Here is a 17,688-nt window from a genome sequence, read left to right on the forward strand (position 1 = left end):
GCCATGGATGGCAAAAGTAGCGCCCAGGGAAGGGTTCACAGCGCCCTCGCGCAGGCTGGTCGCCGGGTTAGCTCATCGTCAGCTAGGGCGCTCATCTCGCCTCGACACGATATGAGCAGAACGGAACCACGACGCTGATGACACGCCACTATAATTTCTGTGCCGGCCCGGCTGCGCTGCCTGTCCCGGTGCTTGAGCGGGCTCGCGAGGAGCTGCTGGACTATCAGGGACGCGGGCTCTCGGTGATGGAGATGAGTCACCGTTCCCCCGAGTTCGTCGCCATCGCCGAGCAGGCCGAGGCCGATCTGCGCGAGCTGCTCGCGATTCCCGACAACTACCACGTGCTGTTCCTGCAGGGGGGCGCCAGCCTGCAGTTCTCCATGGTGCCGATGAACCTGCTGGGGCAGGGCGGGAGCGCCAACTTCCTCTATACCGGAATCTGGGGCAAGAAGGCCCTGGCCGAGGCGAAGCAGCTGGGCTTTCCGGTCCATCTGTCGGGCTCCAGCGAGGAAAGCGGTCACACCGCGGTGCCGGCCGAGGCGGACATCGTGCTGTCGAGTGATGCCGCCTATCTGCACTACACCGCCAACGAGACCATCGGCGGCCTGGAATTCGACTATATCCCGGGAACCGCACAGGACGGGTTGCGCCGCGCCGACGGTGTCGAGGTGCCGCTGGTCTGCGACCTTTCCTCGAGCATTCTTTCCGGCCCCCTGGACGTGTCGCGCTTTGGCGTGATCTACGCCGGTGCCCAGAAGAACATCGGGCCGGCCGGCCTCACCCTGGCCATGGTGCGCGATGACCTGCTCGAGCGCCGCTGCGAGCGCATTCCGAGCCTGTTCGACTATCATGCCATGGCCGAGGCCGGGTCGATGGTCAACACTCCGCCCACCTTCGCCTGGTACCTGGCTGGCCTGGTGTTTCAGTGGCTGAAGCGCGATATCGGCGGGCTCGAGGCCATGGACGGCATCAACACACGCAAGGCGGCGAAGCTGTATGCAGCCATCGACGACAGCGATCTCTATTCCAACCCGATTGCCTTGCTGAATCGGTCGCGAATGAACGTGCCGTTCGTGCTGGGCGACGAGCGCCTCGACAAGCCGTTCCTCGACGAAGCCGAGCAAGCCGGGTTGCTCAATCTCAAGGGGCACCGTAGCGTCGGTGGCATGCGGGCCAGCCTTTACAATGCCGTGCCGGAAGCGGCGGTCGACGCCCTGATCGAATTCATGGCCGACTTCGAGAAGCGAAGGGGATGACACGATGAGCGATACCCCCACCAACCTGGATGCGTTGCGCCAGCGTATCGACGAGCTGGACAACGATATCCTGCGGCTGATCAGCGACAGGGCAACCTGCGCCAAGCAGGTCGCGGATGTTAAGACCCAGAGCGACCCCGATTCCGTCTTCTATCGGCCGGAGCGCGAGGCCCAGGTCCTGCGTCGGATCATGGAGCTGAATCGCGGGCCGCTGGACAGCGAGGAGATGGCCAGGCTGTTCCGCGAGATCATGTCTGCCTGCCTGGCGCTGGAGCAGCCGATCAAGGTCGCCTACCTGGGCCCTGAGGGTACCTTCACCCAGCAGGCCGCGCTCAAGCATTTCGGTGCCAGCGCCGTCAGTCTGCCGATGGCCGCCATCGATGAAGTCTTCCGCGAGGTCGAGGCCGGTGCCGTGAACTACGGCGTAGTGCCGGTGGAAAACTCAACAGAAGGTGTCATCAGTCATACCCTGGACTCCTTCATGGACTCCTCGATTCGCATCTGTGGTGAAGTGGTGCTGCGTATTCACCACCACCTGCTGGTATCCGAGGCCACCCTGAAGGACAAGGTGTCGCGGATCTACTCGCATCCGCAGTCCTTTGCCCAGTGTCGCAAGTGGCTCGATGCACACTACCCCCGTGCCGAGCGGGTGCCGGTGTCATCCAACGCCGAGGCTGCCAAGATGATCAAGGGGGAGTGGCACAGCGCGGCCATCGCCGGCGACATGGCGGCCAAGCTCTACGGGCTGGAGAAGATTGCCGAGAAGATCGAGGATCGCCCGGATAACTCGACGCGCTTCCTGATCATCGGCAGCCATGACGTGCCGATATCGGGCGAAGACAAGACATCCATCGTGGTGGCCATGCGCAACCAGCCTGGCGCACTGCATGAACTGCTCGAACCCTTCCATCGGCACCAGATCGACTTGACCCGCCTCGAGACCCGTCCGTCGCGGTCTGGCGTGTGGAACTATGTGTTCTTCATCGACTTCAAGGGCCACTGCGACGAGCCCCGGGTCGCCGCGGTGCTTGAAGAGGTCCGCCTGCGCGCCGCCGAGATCAAGGTATTGGGCTCCTATCCGATAGGTGTGCTCTAGGCGTGGTGGGGGATGCACCCGGCCAGGTCACCGAGTCGCGCATCCTGATCGTCGGCCTGGGGCTGATCGGTGGCTCGCTGGCTGCTGCCCTGCGTGCCGGCGGTTATAGAGGGGCACCGACCGGCGGCTTCGGGCCGGTTGAACCTGCCGGCGGCTTCGGGCCGGTTGAGCCTGCCGGCGGTTTCGGGCCGGTTGAAATCGTCGCCTGTGATCCGGATCCCGACGAGATCGCCCGTGGTATTGCCATGGGGCTGATCGACCGTGGGGATACCCGGCTAGCACCGCTGGTCGAAGGCGCCTCGCTGATCGTGCTGGCGGTGCCGGTGCTGGCCATGGAGAGCGTGATGGCCGAGCTGGCCGAGGTGCTGCCGCCAGGCGCTCTCGATGGCGAGACCCCGCGCGTCACGGTCACCGACGTGGGCAGTACCAAGGCCGCGGTGCGCGACTGTGCGCTGCGGGTCTTCGGACGCATGCCCCCAGGCCTGGTGCTGGGTCATCCCATTGCCGGGTCTGAAAAGAGCGGCGTGGCGGCAGCGAACCCGGACCTCTACGTCAATCACAAGGTGATCCTCACGCCCAGCGCCGAGACGGCGCCGGCCGCCGTCGCCCGGGTGCGTGTGCTATGGCAAGCGTGCCGCGCCCAGGTGCTGGAGATGGACGTCGAGCGCCACGACCAGGTACTGGCCCGCACCAGCCACCTGCCGCACCTGCTTGCGTTCTCCCTGGTCGATACCCTGGCTCGTCAGGACGAACGCCTGGAAATCTTCCGCTACGCTGCCGGCGGCTTTCGTGACTTCACCCGCATTGCCGGAAGCGACCCGGTGATGTGGCGAGATATCTTCGTTGCCAATCGCGAAGCCGTTCTGGCTTCCCTGGACGACTTCGAGGCCGGTGTGGCTCGGCTGCGGCGCGCTGTGGAAGCCGGCGACGGCGATGCCATGCTCGCCATCTTCGACCGGGCCAGTCATGCGCGACACTATTTCGACTCGCTCCTGAATCAGACCAGTTATCAGGTGGAATATCAGATGGAATCACAAGAGAAACTCACCTTTCGGGCGACTCCTGGCGGTCACGTGGCCGGCCGTATACGCGTGCCCGGCGACAAGTCCATTTCCCACCGCTCGATCATGCTAGGCGCACTGGCGGAGGGCATCACCGAGGTGAAGGGGTTCCTGGAGGGGGAGGACAGCCTGGCCACCCTGCAGGCCTTCCGCGAGATGGGGGTGGCCATCGAAGGACCCCACCAGGGCCGAGTCACGGTGCATGGCGTCGGGATGCATGGGCTCAAGGCGCCATCGGGGCCGCTCTATGTGGGCAATGCCGGCACCGCCATGCGTCTCTTTTCCGGCTTATTGGCCGGCCAGGCCTTCGATACCGAGCTGATTGGCGATGCCTCGCTGACCAAGCGCCCCATGGGACGGGTGGCCGATCCGCTGCGCTTGATGGGTGCGGTGATCGAGACCGCCGAAGGTGGCCGGCCGCCGTTGAGGATCCGCGGCGGGCAGGCGCTCAAGGGCATCGACTACGATATGCCCATGGCCAGCGCCCAAGTGAAATCCTGCCTGCTGCTTGCCGGCCTCTATGCCGACGGCGAGACCCGGGTGCGCGAGCCCGCTCCCACCCGCGATCACACCGAGCGCATGCTCACCGGCTTCGGCTATGAGGTTCAGCGCGAGGGCGATACCTGCTGGCTCACCGGGGGTGGCAAGCTCACTGCGGCGCCGATCGACGTGCCCTCGGATATCTCCTCGGCTACCTTCTTCCTGGTTGCAGCGGCGATCTCGCCGGGTTCGAACCTGGTACTCGAGCACGTGGGCATCAATCCCACCCGCATCGGCGTGATCAACATCCTCCAGCTGATGGGGGCCGACCTGTGGCTGGCCAATGAGCATGAAGTGGGTGGCGAGCCGGTCGCCGACCTGCATATCCGCTATGCACCGCTCCACGGGATCGACATCCCCCTGGATCAGGTGCCGCTGGCCATCGATGAATTTCCGGCGCTGTTCATCGCCGCTGCCAATGCCACTGGCACCACCCGTTTGCGCGGGGCGGAGGAACTGAGGGTCAAGGAGTCCGACCGCATCCAGGCCATGGCTGACGGCCTGGCGGCCATCGGCGTCGAACATACCGTGGTGGAAGACGGCATCGACATCGTCGGTGCCGGGGAGCGCGAGGTCGCCTACGGCGGCGGGCGGATCGACAGCCTCGGGGATCACCGTATCGCCATGGCCTTCGTGATCGCCGCGCTGCGTGCCGGCGAGGAGATCGTCATCGACGACTGCGCCAACGTGGCTACCTCCTTTCCGGGGTTCGTTGAGCTGGCCCGCACGGTTGGCCTGCAGGTCGGTGAAGAGACGGGGGTGCCGGCATGATTGACAAGCCCGCGGTGTTGACCGTGGATGGCCCCGGCGGGGCCGGCAAGGGCACCATCAGCCGCCTGGTTGCCGACCGGCTTGGCTGGCACCTGCTGGACAGTGGCGCCCTCTATCGTCTCACTGCCCTGGCGGCCCAGCGACATGGCGTGGCGCTTGATGACGAACCTGCGCTTGAGCGTGTGGCCGCTGAGCTGGACGTGACGTTCGTGGCCGAAGGGGACAAGACTCGCGTGCTGCTTGAAGGTGACGATGTCAGCCGCGAGATTCGCACCGAGCAGGCCGGCGAAGCGGCTTCGCAGATCGCTTCACTGCCGGCGGTGCGTCAGGCGCTGTTGCAGCGCCAGCGCGACTTTCGAAAAGCGCCAGGCCTGGTGGCGGACGGCCGCGACATGGGCACCGTGGTTTTCCCCGATGCCCAGCTCAAGGTGTTCCTCACGGCGAGCTCCGAAGAGCGTGCGCGAAGGCGCTACCTTCAGTTGCAGGAAGCCGGGGTGGATGCTAGTCTATCGAGTCTTTTGAAGGAGATTCAGGCACGCGATGCACGCGACATGCAGCGCAGCGTGGCCCCGCTCGTACCGGCCGATGACGCCCTCGAGCTGGATACCACGAGCCTGAGTATACCGGAAGTGGTGGAACGGTTGACGGAGTGGCTGGCCGAACGCGGCCTCACCCGGCTGACTTGATCTCCCTTGCGGCGCCCCCGTCAGGATGTGATGGCATGGCCGAGCAGCCCTTTCTCTGAAAGCTCGTCCAGGTCGAACCGGCGTTAACATTCCCGGGGGTTTGGCAAATTAGGCCCGCACTCGCTGGTGGTGCGGAGAAGGCGGCAACGCCTCAACACCGTTGATCACGTAGGAAAATCATGAGCGAAAGCTTTGCTGAACTGTTTGAACAGTCACTCCAGGACATCAACATGGAGCCGGGCGCCATCGTCACGGCTACTGTCGTCGACATCGAAGGTGACTGGGTCACCGTCAATGCCGGCCTGAAGTCCGAAGGACAGATTCCCGTGGCTCAGTTCCGCGACGAAAGTGGCGAACTGAACATTGCGATCGGCGACGAAGTCAGCGTCGCCCTGGAAGCCGTCGAAGACGGTTTCGGCGAGACGCGTCTGTCTCGCGAGAAGGCCAAGCGCGCCGAGGCGTGGAAGGTGCTGGAAGCGGCCTTCGAGAAGGAAGAGATCGTCAAGGGCGTGATCAACGGCAAGGTGAAAGGCGGTTTTACCGTCGATATCGATTCCATTCGTGCCTTCCTGCCGGGCTCCCTGGTGGACGTGCGTCCGGTGCGCGACACCACGCACCTGGAGCACAAGGAACTCGACTTCAAGGTCATCAAGCTCGATCCGAAGCGCAACAACGTCGTGGTTTCCCGTCGTGCCGTTCTCGAAGCCGAGAACAGCGCCGAGCGTGAAGCCCTGCTGGCCACCCTGCAGGAAGGCCAGCAGATCATGGGTATCGTCAAGAACCTGACCGACTACGGCGCCTTCGTCGATCTGGGCGGCGTCGATGGCCTGCTCCACATCACCGACATGGCCTGGAAGCGCATCAAGCATCCGAGCGAGATCGTGGCCGTGGGCGACGAGATCAACGTCAAGGTGCTCAAGTTCGACCGTGAGCGCAACCGCGTCTCGCTGGGCCTGAAGCAGCTGGGCGAAGATCCCTGGGTCAACATCAAGGATCGCTACCCCGAGAGCACCGTGGTCACCGCGCGTGTCACCAACCTCACCGACTACGGCTGCTTTGCCGAGCTGGAAGAGGGTGTCGAGGGTCTGGTTCACGTCTCCGAAATGGACTGGACCAACAAGAACATCCACCCGTCCAAGGTCGTCAACATCGGCGACGAAGTGGATGTGATGATCCTGGATATCGACGAAGAGCGTCGTCGTATCTCCCTGGGTATCAAGCAGTGCACCGCGAACCCGTGGGAAACCTTCAACGCCCAGTACAACAAGGGCGACCGGGTTGCCGGTACCATCAAGTCGATCACCGACTTCGGTATCTTCATCGGTCTGGAAGGCGGTATCGACGGCCTGGTTCACCTCTCCGACCTCTCCTGGTCCGAGACCGGTGAAGAAGCCGTTCGTCGCTTCAAGAAGGGCGACGAGGCGGAAGCCGTCATCCTCTCCATCGATCCCGAGCGTGAGCGCATCTCCCTGGGTATCAAGCAGCTCGATACCGATCCGGTTGCCGAGTACCTGGCCGTCAACGACAAGGGCACCGTCGTCTCCGGGCGCGTGGTCGAGGTCGATGCCAAGGAAGCCCATGTCGAGCTGGCGACCGATGTCGTTGCCATCCTCAAGGCTTCCGAGATCAGCGCCGACCGCGTCGAAGATGCTCGCAACGTGCTGAACGAAGGCGATACCGTCGAAGCTCGCATCGTCGGCGTCGATCGCAAGAACCGCGCGATCAGCCTCTCGATCAAGGCCAAGGATCAGGACGACACCCGTCAGAACCTGAAGAAGCTGCGTGAAGAGAGCCCCGAAGCAGGTGGTCCGACCACCATCGGTGACCTCATCAAGCAGCAGATGGGTCAGGACTGATCCCTACGGCCCCGATCACTCGGGGCCGTCAGGAACGGTTGACAGAACGCCGCCCCGGCATGCCGGGGCGGCGTTCTTTTTTTTGGTTCATCGCATTTAGGCGTGTACCTGCTCTGCATAGGCTGCATTGCGGAAGGGGGCTCGACGACAGCGACGCAGGCGCTCCTTGTTGGAGCGCCGCTTTGCGTCGCGACTGGCGGCGATAGGCGCCCGGGTCTGGCAACGTCTGTCCCCGTCCGTGCGGAACATTACGCATCGGTGGTAGCTTGATGGGGGGTAGGGCGGTACTCTGCAAGACGTAGGTGAATTTGCAGCGTCAACCGGAGCCCAGGAAGCCGCCATGGCCACCATTGAACACAGTGCAATACTCAGGGCCTCGCCGGAGCGCGTCTTTGCGCTTCTGGAGCGGGTCGAAGACTTCGTCGAGTACTCCGACATGATCCAGGCGATCGAACCGTTGGGCGGCGAGCGTTACCGCTGGCATGTTCGTGCGGTGGGTATGGACTGGTCCTTCGATGTGGAAATTACCGAGAAGCAACCGCCGAAGACGCTGGCTTGGGAATCCCTGGAAGGGGTGCGCAATCAGGGCTGCTATCGGCTCACGCCAGTGGCGGAAGGCACCCAGGTGGCACTTACCGTGACCTATGTCATTCGCAACCGGATGGTGGAGAAAGCGGTGACGCGTGCCGCCAGGCCGCTGGTCAACAAGGTCAGCCGTCAAATTCTCGAGCGCGTAGAGGCCAAGCTGTGATTCAATCGACTCGACGAGGCCACCGGCCTCATTCGAGGATGTATCGATGATCAAGGGGCTACTGTGGTGTTTGACCCTGCTGGTCCTCCAGCTGGGATTGCTGCGTTACGTGGACCTGCGTGTCGCGGCCATGCCGCGATTGGAAGACGCGCCGGAAGCCTCTCCCGGCAACGCTTCGTCACTCGGCCGGGAGGGTGGTCTCGACGCGTGACCCAGGCACCGTCGCATGGCACCATGTGCCCTTTCCAAAGGGCGAGCGAGACAAGCTAATGCAGCAAGACACCTCATTGCGCCGACGGTGGCGCCTGGTAGCCGTCGGTGCAAGCCTGCTCATGGCAGGTTATCTGTGGATATGGCACTCGCCCGATCTTATCGCCATCAAGCACTGGGCCGAAGAGGCGTCTCACCATCCGCTGACGATCATCAGCGTCATCGCGATCATGGCCATCACCCTGGCCTTTGGCTTGCCTGGCAGCATCGGGCTGTGGCTGATCGCGCCTTTCTACCCGCCGCAAGTCGCAACTCCCATGCTGATCGTCGGTAGCGTCGGCGGTGCGCTGGGGGCCTATCATCTGGCAGCCAGGGTTGGTGATCGCTGGAATCCCAAGGGATTGACTCGCAAGATCATGCGGATGCTGGAGAAGCGCAGCGACTTCCTCACCCAGTGCGCCCTGCGTGTCCTGCCGGGTTTCCCCCACTCGGTAATCAACTTCGCCGCCGGGTTGCGTCGCCTGCCGCTGCGCACCTTCGTGGTCGCCGCCGTGGTGGGGCTCGGTATCAAGTGGGCGGTCTATGCCAGTGCCATTCACAGTACGCTGGAGGCCGTGGGGAAGGGGGAGAATGCCATCAGTGCAGATATCGTGCTGCCGCTGGTGGCATTGGCCCTGCTTCTACTGGCCGGGGCCTGGATGCGGCGCAGGGTGGAAGAGGGGCGGGGGGTGTAGTCCGATTGGTTGCCAGGTTAGTTGCGATCCGATTCTTCGTAATGCGCCACGCCGTCGCGCCCGTCATGCTTGACGCCATACATGGCCTTGTCCGCGGCATCGACCATGGCACTGACGGTATCGAAATCGGCATCTTCCAATGAGGCGATACCGATGGATGCGGTCACATGCAGGGGGTCGCCCGCAGTCTGGGCGAGGGGCTGGGAAGCCAGGTAGTGGCGGATCCGGGCGCCCAATCGGCTGGCTTGGTCGCGGCGGGTGTTTGGCATGATCACCAGGAACTCTTCGCCGCCATAGCGGCCAGCGATATCATCTTCCCGTACCATATTCTCCAGTGCGGCGGCGAAGCGAATCAGCACTTCGTCACCGAAGCGGTGGCCATAGAGGTCATTGATGCGCTTGAAATGGTCCAGGTCGATGAACATGACCGACAGCGGTCGATTTCCTATCTGCGCATTGTCGAAGTGCTGCACCAGCAGCTTTTCCAGCCAGGGGCGGTTGGCCAGCCGGGTCAGGTGATCCATGCGGTGCTGTTCGTCGAGCGCATCATGGCGGGCCAGCAAGGATTCAAGCTCATGGCGCTGTTCGGCTAGACGCTGGTTGAGCAGCAGATTCTGTTCGAAGAGCAGTTCCTTGGCTTCGGCCAGGAGTGTCGTGCTGTTGATGTCGGGGGGACAGGTGATTTCGAATAGCTTGGCCAGGGTAGGCAGGCGTTGTTGTAGGTCCTCCAGCACGGATACCAGCATGGCGATATCCAGCGACTCGAGCATTGCCAGTTGATGCAGCAGGTCACTGAAGGCCGCTGCCGGTGCATGGGCAAGCCAGCCATCGGCGATGCGACAGGAAAGGCGCAGGCAGAGACGCTTCGGATTTCCATCTTCCAGGGGGCCATGACTCTCCGCGATACTTTCGGCCATGGCGGCGGGTACGCCCCAACTGAGGGCAAGCCAGGCGCCCACCAGCGAGTGATCGCAGCCATAGAGCCGATGTTCGGTCTCGCGCAGCTTGTCGTGATTGCGCAGGCTGGGCACCTGCTGGGAGTAGCGTTCAGCGTCGACGGCTTCGAGTGCCAGTATACCGATGTCCTGGATCAGCGCCGTGGTAAACAGCTGGCCAGCCTCTTCAGGACAGAGCTGCTCGGCAAGCTGTTGGGCGGCCAGAGCGGCGATGATCGAGCGTTGCCACAGATAGTCGTATTCCAGGATATCACTCGCGCCGGGCCGTGGAAGGCCGAAGCTCATTGCCGCGGCCAGAGTGGCATCCAGGCCGAGGCGCGAGACGGCGTCGTGACAGGTAACGACTCGATTGCCGCTGCGAGAGAAGTAGGCGCTATTGGCCATGGACAGCAGGCGCAGCGTTAGTGCAGGGTCCTGCTGGATTGCCGTGGCAAAGTCGTCAAGCCGGGGCTCCGGTGCGCGGGCCAGACCGATGACTCGGGCAGCCGCCGCAGGCAGGCTCGGCAGCGTGCGACAGTCTCCCAGGCGCAGGCGTAACGTATCGGGGAGCGGAGAGAGCTCAGGAGTTGTCAGGCCAATAGCTCCATCGGAATCGGCGGTCGACATCCTATCGCTTGGCATGGTAACTCCTGATTTAAACAGTTGTTTGTTATTTTTGCTAAGTTACCATAATCGAATGATCAATCAATTTACTTTTTACGCAGCTACATTTTCTGCAGCCATTTTTTCCCAGTTACGTCTTCCGCAACGATGCGTCCAGGTGGTCGACCACCTCGGCCCAATCGGCGTCCTCCTCCAGCGCATCAAAAATGAAGGCGGACTGGGATTCACTCCAGAAAGGCGCTTCGTGAAGCTGCATGGTCTCGGGCAGCGGGGCATGATGTTCGATGAAGTCCCTGATGGAGGCATCGTCGGCAGGCAAGCCCAGCTGCTCGAAGAGCTCGGTAAAGTGATGAACAGGTTTTTCCATGGTATGTCACCCCTAAAGTAAGCGTAGAGTACCAAAACCGTCGTCGGATTGTGCCCCGCTCGGGCGGTACACTTCAACGCTGGGAGGCTAATATTGGCGTTTAATCAACGCTCGCCAACCAGCGATGTAAGAAAAAGTCGCCTGCGCTCGCTGTCGCCGATGGGCTGGGCCAGCAGGTGGACCAGCTTGGTATAGGCGGCTTCCGGTGTCATGCCGTCCCCCGAAAGTATACCAGCCTCGGCCAGCCCCTGGCCGGCGGCGTATTGGCCGATGGCAACGCTGCCTTGGGGACACTGGCTGATTGCCGCCAATAGCTTGCCTTCCCCAGTGGCCTTGGCCAGTACCCCCAGCAGCGATGGGTCCTCTGGCGCATTACCACCGCCCCAGACCTCCAGTAGCGCCCCTTGTACCCGGTTGTCCTCCAGCCAGGCTGCCAACTGCCAGGCCTGGATGCCGGGCCACAGGGCGATGCGAGCCACACCGCCGGCCTCCAGCGGGGCATAGTCGGGCAGCTCGAAACGGGGAGCACCACGCTGCTGTGCTTCCAATCCACGGGTGGGGTAGAGCACCGTATCATCGCCGACGCGCTCCCCCAGCAGGGGATAGTTGGGGCTGGCAAAGGCATCGGCGGCTTCGCTATGCAGCTTGCATGCACAGACTCCGCGAAACAGCTTGTCGGCGAAGGCCACGGCGACCTCCTGCAGGCGCGGCTCGGTGGCGAAGCGAAGTGCCAGCTCCACGTTGGCCACGGCATCGCTGTCTGGCGCCTCGAGAGGGAGCATCGCCCCGGTCACGATTACAGGGCGGTCCAGCCCCTGGAGCTGATAGGCAAGACTGGCCGCAGTCCATGCCAAGGTGTCCGTGCCGTGGAGCACCACTACGCCGGCGTAGTCCGGCAAGTCCTTGGCAATGGTATGGGCGAGGCGCTGCCAGTCCATGGCAGTGGCAGCGCTGGAATCGATGGGCTTCTCTGTTTCCTTGACCACGAAGGCCGGCAGGCGCGCCTGCCGCGTCGGGGGCAGGGTGGCAAGGGCACTGTGTAGCCGAGTGTTCATATTACCGCCGACGGCCAGGCCGCGGGGGGAGGCTACCATTCCCAGGGTGCCGCCAACGTAGAGAACCAGCACGGGGCGATCGACGGAGAAGGGCGCGGTCATGTGGGCTCCTGGCAGTCACGGTGGCGAAGTGGAAGCCGCATGATAGCGCTATTGCAACACGGTCTCACTCCCCGGTGCTGACTCTCACGCCATCGGCGACCTGCTCGCCGGGGTGGTTGATGACCGACTCACCCTCCGCTAGCCCCGCCAGTACTTGCGTGATCATTCCCTGGCGGCGGCCGATCTCAAGCTGTCGACGCACAGCACGCCCCTCATCGATGACAAAGACGGCCCATTCCCCCTGGTGCCGGAACAGTGCGCCAGTGGGAATCTGCAGGACATCATCGTCATGCCAGATCAGGAACTCGGCATCGATACGGAACCCCTTTCCCAGGCCCAGGGCGGCTGGATCGACACTATCACTGAACGCGACGATAACCGGCACGCGCTGCTCGTCCACCCCAAGTGCCGAGATACGGGTAAAGCCCGCCGGCTCGACTCGCCTGACCTCTCCCTGCAAGGGATCTCCCCCCCATCCACTTAGGCGAACCGGCATGCCTGGACGCAGGCGCACCGCGTCCATGGAGAGCAGGTCCACCTGCACTTCAAGATCAGCCGGCCTCCCCAGCTCGAGAATCGGTTCTCCCGCTGCCACGCTGCCTTCACAGCATCGGTGGAGTGTCAGGACCTGGCCCGTAACGGGAGCACGTATCGCCAGTTCGGCGGTATCGTTGGCCCCGCCACGCTGGCCGCTGGCAATGTCGAGCATGGCCCGTGCCGCCTCGACTTCGAAGCGTGCCACTTCGACGTGGGAGGCGGCAGAGTTCTCCAGGGCCCGCTGACGGTCGCGCTGGTTCTGGCGGTGCTCCAGCTCGGCGGTGGACACCAGGTTGCGCTCGTGAAGCTGGCGGTAGCGCTGATACTCCGCCTCGGCGAAGCGGCGGTCGGCACGAGCGGTTTCCAGGTTGGCCTGGGCCGCCTGCCATCGGGCCTGTGCCGCCTGCAGATTGTCTTCGGCCTGCTGGCGCGAGCGGGCATCCAGTGCCGGCGCCGGACTTGGCTCCAGGCGAAACAGAATATCGCCTTCCGTCACCATGTCGCCGACCTCCAGGTTGACGCGCTGCAGGTAGCCGACGATGGGTGCCGAGACATTCCAGGTATCCCGCAGCCGGGTGCGGCCCTCTTCGGTCACCGTTTCGCTGAACGATCCGCGCTGTACCGAGGCGCTGCTGACGCTGATCGGGGCGGGCCACAGCGCCCAGGTCACAGCAGCGATGACGGAAAGGACCAGGGTGGTGAACACCAGGCGCTTGATGATTCGTGGCGCGTTCTTGTTGATCGTCATTGTCTTTCCTTGTCTACTCCACGGCTTTCAGGGCAGTAACCATGTCCAGGCGCCCCAGGCGCCGCATCACCAGTACTGCAACCACCGCCGAGGCGGCAATCACGCCGGTGGCGGCGAAGCCGAATGCATGAGGGGTCAGAACCATGGGTACCCGGAACAGGTCATTGGTGAAGGCCTGGTTGAGCAGCGCACTGAAGCCGGTGCCGAATAGCCAGCCCAACGGTATCGCCAGTGCCGTGATCAGGGCGATCTCGCCGAGCAGTATCCGTGCGACCTCGGATCGGCTGTAGCCCAGAACCCGAAGCGTGGCGAGCTCTCTTGCCCGTTCGGCGAAGGCGATGCGAGCATTGTTGTAGACCACGCCGAAGGCGATGGAAGCGGCCAGGGCCACGAAGACCAGGGCGATCATGAGGATGGTCTCGTCCATATAGTCCCGAATGCCTCGTTCGGCCACCGCCAGCTGGCCGATTCCGGCCACGGCAGGCATGCGATTCAGCGCCTCGTTCAGCGCATCTTGTCGGTCGCCGTCGACCAGCAGCCAGGCACCGCTGATGGCCGGTCCCTCACCGAGCAGCGCATTGAGGGTATCCCGTTGCAGGTAGGCGCCGACGCCGATGGGTTCGTCCACCAGCGCCGTCAGCGTCAGCTGGAGATGCTGGCGCCTGCCCTCCATCACCGCCACCTGTAGCGTGTCGCCCACCTCTGCCTGGAGGTGGTCGGCCAGAAAGCGGGTCAGCATCACGCCTTGGGCGGGGAGCCGCTGGGAGCGTTCCTGGTCGTCCAGCACCTGACGCAGGCTGGGCTGTTCGTCCATTCCCAGCAGGCTGGTGCGGTACTCCCGGTGTCCATGACTGAGGGTCACGGGAACCCGGCGCCAGCCTTCCACGGCAAGAACGCCGGGCAGATGACGCAGCTCGCCCAACGCTCGGGCGGGTGTCACCTCGCCGAAGGTCAGCTCGATGTCCATGCGCATCACCTGGCGGTATTGCAGGTCGAGCATCTTATCTACGGCGCTGAGCTGGTACGCTCCCATCATCAGCAGGCCTGCCGACAGGGCGATGCCGGTCACCGAGAGTGCCGCCTTGGTGGGGTGGCGCAGCAGGTGGCGCAGTATGATTCGCGACTCGTTGCCCAGCGCCCGGCCCAGCGGCGAGCGCTCCAGCCAGGTGCGGCGAAAGCGCTGCGGGGCCGGGGGGCGCATGGCCTCCGCCGGCGGCTCCCGGACGGCCCGCCACACGGCGTGCCAGGTGCCTGTCAGGGCTGCCAGCCCGGCAACGGCCAGCGCCAGGGCCATGGACCAGGGAGGCACCCGGAAGTGCATTTCGGGGAAGCGGAAATAGTCGCTGTAGATGCCGGCCAGCCCACGTGCCGACCAGGCCCCCAGCAGTACCCCCGCGGCCCAGCCGAGCAGCACGATGGCAGCGGCAAGCCAGCCATAGTGCCGGGCCAGTTCGCCGTTGCGATAGCCGAAGGCCTTGAGCATGGCCAGGGGTTCGCGCTGGGTCTGGATGATACGACCCATCACCACATTGAGCAGGAAGGCTGATACGGCGAGAAAGATCGTGGGCAGTATCGTCGCCTGGGCGCGCTGCTGAGCCAGCTCCTCCTCGAGGAAACGATGCGACTGCTGGTCATGGCGGGTCTGGGTGCCGGTTCCGCCGTAGCGGGCCAGGATAAGGTCGAGTTCGTCGATCAGGGTGTCGGCGTCGGCGCCGGCCTGCAGCGTAACCAGCAGCTGGTTGAAGGCGCCCTCCATGCCGAAGGCGCTTGCCAGGGCGCGCTGGTTCATCCAGAGCGTGGCATAGCGATGATAATCCGGCAGCATGTCGGTGGGGGCGGCCTGGTAGATGACCTCGGGGCTGCGTGCGATGCCGCTCAACAGCAGGCGTGTCTCGCGGCCGTCGATGATCGCTTCAAGGGTATCGCCGGGGACAAGCCCATGCGCCTCGGCAAAGGCGTCACTGACCACGGCCTGGTCGCTGCGTCCCACCTCCGGTAGGCTGCCGGCGAGTAGATGCAGACGGTTGAGGTTGGGTTGGCGGCCATCGGGCAGCGAGAGCATCACGCCGCGCACCGGGTCGTCGAATCCGGTCACGGCCAGGCGCACCGGGGCACGTACCCGGGGCTCCATGCGGCTCACGCCGTCCAGGGTCTCGAGTCGCTCCACCAGGCCCAGCGGTGCTCGCTTGAGGTCGGCAAAGAGGTCGGCGTAGTGATGGCTGGCGTAGAAGCGGTCGCGGGAGCTTGTCAGGGCTTCCAGAACGGTCAACGACATCACCAATGTCATCACGCCGCTGGCGATGACCACAGCAATGGCAAGCGCCTGGCCCTTGAGCCGAAGCAGGTCGCGTAGCAGCTTCCAGTGGAGGGTGGCGAACTTCATGCTATTACCAGCGAAGCTCGCCCGGCGGCCTGCGCCCGGCATTGGTGTGTATGTCGCCCACCTGGCCGTCGCGTAGGCGTATCACCCTGTCGGCCATCTCACCGATTACCTCATTGTGGGTGATGATGGCCAGGGTAGTGCCGGTGGTGCGATTGATCTCCTCTAGAACTTCCAGCACGCGAATCCCGGTGCGAAAGTCGAGCGCGCCAGTGGGCTCGTCGCAGAGCAGCACTTCCGGACGCTTTGCAATCGCCCTGGCGATGGCGACGCGCTGCTGCTCGCCGCCGGAGAGCTGGGAGGGAAAGTGGTCCAGCCGTGCCTCCAGCCCTACCATGGCGAGTGCCTCTTCCGGTGTCATGGGATCGCGGCTGATGTCGGTGACGATGGCCACGTTCTCGCGGGCCGTCAGGCTCGATATCAAGTTATAGAATTGGAACACGAAGCCGACATGATGGCGGCGGTACTCGGTAAGTGTCCGTTGACTGGCATGGGCCAGGTCGTGGGGTTGCCTGTTGCGGTCGATATAGCTAAGGCTGCCTTCGCTCGGGCTGTCCAGGCCACCCATGATATTGAGCAGGGTCGATTTGCCCGAACCGGAGGCACCCAGCATTACCACTAGCTCCCCGGCATGGAGCTCGAGATCGACGCCGCGCAGCGCCTGGATGGTCACGTCGCCCATGCGGTAGAAGCGCTTGAGCCCGTGGGTCTGGAAGACCGGCTGTGGCTGGTCGTGCATCGCTTGCCTGTTGTGTTCGGGGGCTATGGGCATTATGCATGGTGCGTGCAGGGCAGGGTATGAGAATGGAGACCGGAAAACGGTAAGCCGCATCGCTTTTGATAAGGATCAAGGAATGTCAGCAGGGAGAGTGAGGGAATGAAACGGCCCTTGTCGCACTGGGTGCTCCTGGTGACGCTGGCCGTACTCTGGGGCAGCTCTTTCGCGCTGACCCGTATTGCCGTGGCGGAGCTGACGCCGGCCATGGTGGTGGCAGGGCGCAACATGGTGGCAGCCCTGGGGCTATTGATGCTGGTGGTGATGCTGGGTCGAGCCTGGCCGCGTGGGCGCCGTGTCTGGGCCTTCATGCTGGCCATTGCGGTGATCGGTAACATGGCCCCCTTCCTGCTGATCAGCTGGGGGCAGCAGCGTATCGATAGTGGGCTGGCCGGGATTCTGATGGCGGTGATGCCCCTGGTGACACTGGTGCTGGCGCACTTCCTGGTTGCCGGTGAAACGCTGACCCGCCAGCGCCTGCTCGGGTTCACCATCGGCTTTGTCGGTATCCTGGCACTGATCGGCCCTGCTGCAATCCGCGAGCTTGGCGGGCACGGCGAGACCCTCATGGCACAGCTGGCGGTGCTGCTGGCGGCCTGTTGCTATGCCGTCAACGCTATCGTGTCTCGCCACAAACCGGCCAGCGACGCCTGGTCGACCTCGGCGCTGGTGCTGGGCATGGCATGGCTCTTGACGCTGCCGCTGGCAGTGTCCCCCTACCTGGGCGAAATGCCGCCCGCGCTCTCGCTGTCAGCGGGGGCGCTCTGGGCGGTGCTGATCCTGGGCATCATCTGCACGGCGATGGGCAGCGTGGTCTTCTTTACGCTGGTGGCTGCGGCGGGGCCGACCTTCCTGTCGCTGATCAACTACTTGATCCCGCTGTGGGCCGTGGTCATCGGCATCCTCTTCCTGGGCGAGCGGCCGGAGTGGAATCACCTGCTTGCGCTGATACTGATCCTGATAGGAGTGGCCATTTCCCAGCGCCGGTAGTCAGGCCGTGGCCGCCGCCAAGGCGCCTGGCGGCGCCAGTCGCGACGCGGAGCGGCGCTCCAAGTGCGCCCGTGAAGGCGTGCACACAACTCGGTGGAAGTCCGAGTCGGGGTAAGCCATGACCCCGTAGTCGAAGGTAACTGCGTCGCCGTGAGGCGGGGTGGGAAGCAACCGGAGGCGAACTGGCGGTCCGCAGGATGACGAACTCGATTCG

The 17,688-nt window shown here is 63.9% G+C and carries 15 protein-coding genes; 9 read left to right on the top strand and 6 right to left on the bottom strand.

Going from position 1 to position 17,688, the window contains the following annotated elements; translation table 11 throughout:
* The first annotated feature begins 137 nt into the window (after positions 1-137).
* From serC to KZO25_RS16035, 8 genes are all read left to right on the top strand, one after another.
* Complete coding sequence (gene serC, locus KZO25_RS16000) at positions 138-1,256, top strand: 3-phosphoserine/phosphohydroxythreonine transaminase (protein WP_223137731.1); 1,119 nt, start codon at positions 138-140, stop codon at positions 1,254-1,256.
* A 4-nt stretch (positions 1,257-1,260) separates the two neighbouring features.
* Positions 1,261-2,352 (top strand): prephenate dehydratase, encoded by a 1,092-nt coding sequence (gene pheA / locus KZO25_RS16005; RefSeq protein ID WP_223137732.1) that lies wholly within the window; start codon positions 1,261-1,263, stop codon positions 2,350-2,352.
* 5 nt (positions 2,353-2,357) lie between these two features.
* The gene (locus KZO25_RS16010; protein WP_223137733.1) at positions 2,358-4,724 is read left to right on the top strand and encodes a bifunctional prephenate dehydrogenase/3-phosphoshikimate 1-carboxyvinyltransferase; all 2,367 of its coding nucleotides are present in this window, start codon (positions 2,358-2,360) and stop codon (positions 4,722-4,724) included.
* Complete coding sequence (gene cmk / locus KZO25_RS16015; RefSeq protein WP_223137734.1) at positions 4,721-5,410, top strand: (d)CMP kinase; 690 nt, start codon at positions 4,721-4,723, stop codon at positions 5,408-5,410. Before KZO25_RS16010 ends, cmk begins: the two co-directional genes overlap by 4 nt.
* 179 nt (positions 5,411-5,589) lie before the next feature.
* Positions 5,590-7,266 carry a 30S ribosomal protein S1 gene (rpsA, locus tag KZO25_RS16020; RefSeq protein ID WP_066447370.1) on the top strand — a complete coding sequence of 559 codons (1,677 nt, stop codon included), beginning with the start codon at positions 5,590-5,592 and terminating at the stop codon, positions 7,264-7,266.
* Between the two features lie 340 nt (positions 7,267-7,606).
* Complete coding sequence (locus KZO25_RS16025) at positions 7,607-8,017, top strand: SRPBCC family protein (protein WP_066445906.1); 411 nt, start codon at positions 7,607-7,609, stop codon at positions 8,015-8,017.
* A gap of 46 nt (positions 8,018-8,063) precedes the next feature.
* Positions 8,064-8,228: a hypothetical protein gene (locus KZO25_RS16030; RefSeq protein WP_158509927.1), complete on the top strand. Its 165-nt coding sequence runs from the start codon at positions 8,064-8,066 to the stop codon at positions 8,226-8,228.
* 58 nt (positions 8,229-8,286) lie between these two features.
* Positions 8,287-8,961 carry a TVP38/TMEM64 family protein gene (locus KZO25_RS16035; RefSeq protein ID WP_066445914.1) on the top strand — a complete coding sequence of 225 codons (675 nt, stop codon included), beginning with the start codon at positions 8,287-8,289 and terminating at the stop codon, positions 8,959-8,961.
* Between the two features lie 17 nt (positions 8,962-8,978).
* Here the strand turns inward: KZO25_RS16035 and KZO25_RS16040 are convergent, their stop codons facing one another.
* The 6 genes from KZO25_RS16040 to KZO25_RS16065 form a co-directional block, all read right to left on the bottom strand.
* Positions 8,979-10,538 carry a GGDEF domain-containing protein gene (locus KZO25_RS16040; protein ID WP_223137735.1) on the bottom strand — a complete coding sequence of 520 codons (1,560 nt, stop codon included), beginning with the start codon at positions 10,536-10,538 and terminating at the stop codon, positions 8,979-8,981.
* 112 nt (positions 10,539-10,650) lie between these two features.
* Entirely contained in the window at positions 10,651-10,887 is a 237-nt protein-coding gene (locus tag KZO25_RS16045; RefSeq protein ID WP_223137736.1) for a DUF2789 domain-containing protein, read from the bottom strand.
* A 104-nt stretch (positions 10,888-10,991) separates the two neighbouring features.
* Positions 10,992-12,044 (bottom strand): asparaginase, encoded by a 1,053-nt coding sequence (locus KZO25_RS16050; protein WP_223137737.1) that lies wholly within the window; start codon positions 12,042-12,044, stop codon positions 10,992-10,994.
* A 64-nt stretch (positions 12,045-12,108) separates the two neighbouring features.
* Entirely contained in the window at positions 12,109-13,329 is a 1,221-nt protein-coding gene (locus tag KZO25_RS16055; protein ID WP_223137738.1) for an efflux RND transporter periplasmic adaptor subunit, read from the bottom strand.
* Positions 13,330-13,342: 13 nt separating this feature from the next.
* Positions 13,343-15,712, bottom strand: coding sequence for an ABC transporter permease (locus KZO25_RS16060; RefSeq protein ID WP_223137739.1), 2,370 nt, complete (start codon positions 15,710-15,712; stop codon positions 13,343-13,345).
* A gap of 4 nt (positions 15,713-15,716) precedes the next feature.
* The gene (locus KZO25_RS16065; protein WP_066445930.1) at positions 15,717-16,448 is read right to left on the bottom strand and encodes an ABC transporter ATP-binding protein; all 732 of its coding nucleotides are present in this window, start codon (positions 16,446-16,448) and stop codon (positions 15,717-15,719) included.
* Positions 16,449-16,586: 138 nt separating this feature from the next.
* Between KZO25_RS16065 and KZO25_RS16070 the strand changes: the two genes are divergently transcribed.
* Entirely contained in the window at positions 16,587-17,474 is an 888-nt protein-coding gene (locus KZO25_RS16070; RefSeq protein ID WP_223137740.1) for a DMT family transporter, read from the top strand.
* Positions 17,475-17,688 lie beyond the last annotated feature (214 nt).

Source organism: Halomonas sp. ANAO-440 (genome assembly GCF_019915905.1).
In the GTDB taxonomy this organism is placed as follows: domain Bacteria; phylum Pseudomonadota; class Gammaproteobacteria; order Pseudomonadales; family Halomonadaceae; genus Halomonas; species Halomonas chromatireducens.